The organism is Daejeonella sp., assembly GCF_049655485.1.
In the GTDB taxonomy this organism is placed as follows: domain Bacteria; phylum Bacteroidota; class Bacteroidia; order Sphingobacteriales; family Sphingobacteriaceae; genus Daejeonella.
The window spans coordinates 1-2,947 of the sequence record NZ_JBASJU010000356.1 but is presented as its reverse complement, the minus strand read 5'-3'; the positions used below and the strand labels follow the sequence as shown (position 1 = coordinate 2,947).

Below are 2,947 nucleotides of genomic sequence, written 5' to 3'. Positions count from 1 at the left end.
GGTGTATTCTATGATACTATTTTAAAATGTCTACTAAGATCATGAAAATACTTTGCAGACCAGATGTCCAAAACCTTCTGATCCGGAATAAAGCGACGGATATCGGCTTTTACCCTGCCCATATCAACAGTATCAATTCTGGCACTTAATAATTCCCGGAACTCCTCTTCTGTAATAGTTTCTTTCTTCCAATCCCCACTGTCCAGAGCTCGTAGCAGGAAATGATGTAAATTCAAGGGGATACCCTTTTTAATATACCATTCCATATCATACCAGTCACGGCCTTTTACATTCGTTCCCCATTTACGAAAAAGCAGCGCATGCATTTTACCTGCGAACAAATCGGAGATGGAAAAGCACTTCACATAGAATGAAAAAGGCTTCAATAGCAGCCGCTCTTCTGTTTCGAAGCCTAAGGGTGGCTCCCTGTCTACTTCAAGCTTGATCAGAATATTGGCCTTTTGATCCAGGCCACTTTGAGGAATAATATTCTCCAGGATCAGTTCTTTCCAGATAGTTTCTGACTTCAGAAATGCCGATTCAATGTTTGTTTGAATTGTCTTTTGCTTTTCCCTGACAGATACCTTCATTCCTAAGGATTCAAACTCGGCAAGCACAGCATCCAGGTACTTATTAAGCGAAAAACCGGGATTTACCTCAAGAAGCGAAAAATCAAGGTCTTCTGAAAAGCGATCCAGGCCGTAAAATATCCGTAAGGCCGTACCTCCATAAAAAGCTGCCTTTTCAAAGAATCCGGCACGGTGCAGCCCGGCGAGTGCGATCTCCTGCATAATCTCCCGGAGCGCCTGGGTAGCCTCATCCTTATTACCCGGCTTATAAGAATCCAGCCATTCTTTTATCATAAATCCTTAAGTGTTTTTACGAGTATAGATAGACTCTCAGCTTTGGAAGCATCCTGCACCCATTGGGACATCTTCTGCAAGTCGCATTCCCTCAGCCGATCCTCACTTATCCGTAAATCTTCCAGCAAATAATTTAACACCTGCTTACGGCTTCTTAATATTAAACCGGAAGTTGTAACTATCTTATCCAATAGCGCCTTCTCAGGCGTAGCCATCATTGCATATTGTTCTTCAGCTAACTGGACTTGCCGGATGCCGAAGGCATAATATGGTAGTGACAAATGTGTATAGGTAAATACTCCCAATGTGGTTATGAATTTCCTGCTTGCTTTAGTGGTCATTGAGGATACTTCATAAACCCGCTCCGGGATCCAGCCATGATAGGAAAGTGCAGTATCCAGCGACACATAACTTGGTCCCAATATATGATTAGCTAATAAGAATGGCTCAGGCTTAGCCGTCTTGATTGCCGGCCCCGCGATATATAATCCTTTCTTTACTGATTCAAGTACCCCTTCATTTAGTAAAGCATGCACCTTGTCATTGGGTCTTTTGTATCCCTTTAGCAGGGAAATAACAAGCTGATGGGTTAAAGGCTGGGAAGCATATGAACGGATGGCCTGGTATAAATCCATATACAAATGTATAAATTTTATAAGATAATCGTATATATTTCGATTATCCTATCATAAAAATACATATAAGTAGAGAATTTGTTACTCCCCTTCCTCCCCCCTCAACCCCAATTTCTCCTCCAATAACTTATTATACTTATCCGACAACCGTTGATACCGTTCCGTTTGCTCCTGGTATTTTGCCAGCCATCTGTCGCGATCCTTTACAAGTTCCTCATAACTAAGCTGGGTATAAGATTTGACGTCGTCATTCAGAATATAGTCGGCCATTTCCGGGAATTCGTTCGTGAAATCATGATTCAGCGCCTTCCCGTAGCGGGCAAGTGTTTCAAAAGGCAGGTCCGCTTTTTTGATATGTACGTAAAAAGTGGGGTATTTATAGCCAGCCTTCTTGATGACTTCTTTTAAACTCAAGGGACTGGATTTTGCCACCTGGTGCAACACTTCGCCTCTTGATAAATTACTGTGTGATCTCTTCAATTATACTTCTTTAGATGGAAATCCAATATAATTGATACCGTTATCTAATTAGTATAACATTTTGGTTGTATAATTATATAAAAATATATATTATTGTATATAACGTTAGAATCATGGTTCTGGATTTTTAAACTTAACCCATTTTTAATGATCACCATCCTAATAAAACGCTTATCGAAATTTTTATCGATTAGGAGACCTTCCGGCGATGAAAGTAAACGTGATAAAAGTGGAATAATAATACCAGTCAAAGGTAATGAGCCAGCAATAGAAAAGCTGGCGAATTTTTGCAGGTCCCGTTCGCTCCTCAAAAGTAACACCCAGCTAGGTATTTCATTTGAGAGCTTTCTTACAGATAGCAACGCTGATATAGGCGAGGTTTTCCAGCAACAAATTGCTACGGACTTAGGATCTTTAACTGAGATTTTGCCCATCCTGTACGAATTATATACCCAGCTTATCGTTGAAGCGCACGAAAATGATTCTGACAACGCTACTCAAACTGATTCTTCCAATCGCCTTTACGCCTCTCTTAAGCGCCATCCCGAATAAACGTACCGGTTTGACGGCAGCCGCATCTTTGTAATATGTTTAATAGCTTTCCTGCTGCATGGAGGGTTAGATCAGTTCAAGGCTGCCGTTTTTTGTTCAATTTTTCAAAATCTATAAAAATCAGTTGTATGAAAAAAACGATACAAACTATCGCCATGGCCACGCTTTGTCTTTTTTTAAGCAACACAGCATTGGCCCAAACGGCAGCCCTTAAAATAGGAGACAAGGTGCCGGATGTTACAATTAACAATATAAGTAACTATAAAAGTACAAGCGCAAAGCTTTCAGATTTTAAAGGTAAACTTTTGATACTCGACTTCTGGGCTACATGGTGCGCGCCCTGCATAGCTATGATCCCTAAAATGGATAGCCTCGAGAAAGCTTTTGAAGGTAAAGTGGCCTTCCTTTCAGTTACTT

General features: G+C 40.7%; 5 protein-coding genes. 2 read left to right on the top strand and 3 right to left on the bottom strand.

Annotation, left to right across the window (positions count from 1 at the left end):
* Nucleotides 1-8: 8 nt before the first annotated feature.
* From WBJ10_RS14525 to WBJ10_RS14515, 3 genes are all read right to left on the bottom strand, one after another.
* A complete protein-coding gene (locus WBJ10_RS14525; RefSeq protein WP_424291538.1) occupies nucleotides 9-863 on the bottom strand; it encodes a nucleotidyl transferase AbiEii/AbiGii toxin family protein in 855 nt (284 codons plus the stop codon).
* Nucleotides 860-1,498, bottom strand: a complete 639-nt coding sequence (locus tag WBJ10_RS14520; RefSeq protein WP_424291536.1) for a type IV toxin-antitoxin system AbiEi family antitoxin domain-containing protein — start codon at nucleotides 1,496-1,498, stop codon at nucleotides 860-862. The genes WBJ10_RS14525 and WBJ10_RS14520 overlap by 4 nt, the downstream gene beginning before the upstream one ends.
* 81 nt (nucleotides 1,499-1,579) lie before the next feature.
* Complete coding sequence (locus WBJ10_RS14515; protein ID WP_424291534.1) at nucleotides 1,580-1,978, bottom strand: hypothetical protein; 399 nt, start codon at nucleotides 1,976-1,978, stop codon at nucleotides 1,580-1,582.
* Between the two features lie 147 nt (nucleotides 1,979-2,125).
* On the opposite strand from WBJ10_RS14515, the gene WBJ10_RS14510 reads away from it, so the two are divergent.
* Both WBJ10_RS14510 and WBJ10_RS14505 read left to right on the top strand, forming a co-directional pair.
* On the top strand, nucleotides 2,126-2,530 hold the full coding sequence (locus WBJ10_RS14510; RefSeq protein ID WP_424291532.1) for a hypothetical protein: 405 nt from the start codon (nucleotides 2,126-2,128) through the stop codon (nucleotides 2,528-2,530).
* 128 nt (nucleotides 2,531-2,658) lie between these two features.
* Nucleotides 2,659-2,947 (top strand): TlpA family protein disulfide reductase (locus WBJ10_RS14505; protein ID WP_424291531.1); only part of this gene is annotated, 289 nt, incomplete at its 3' end.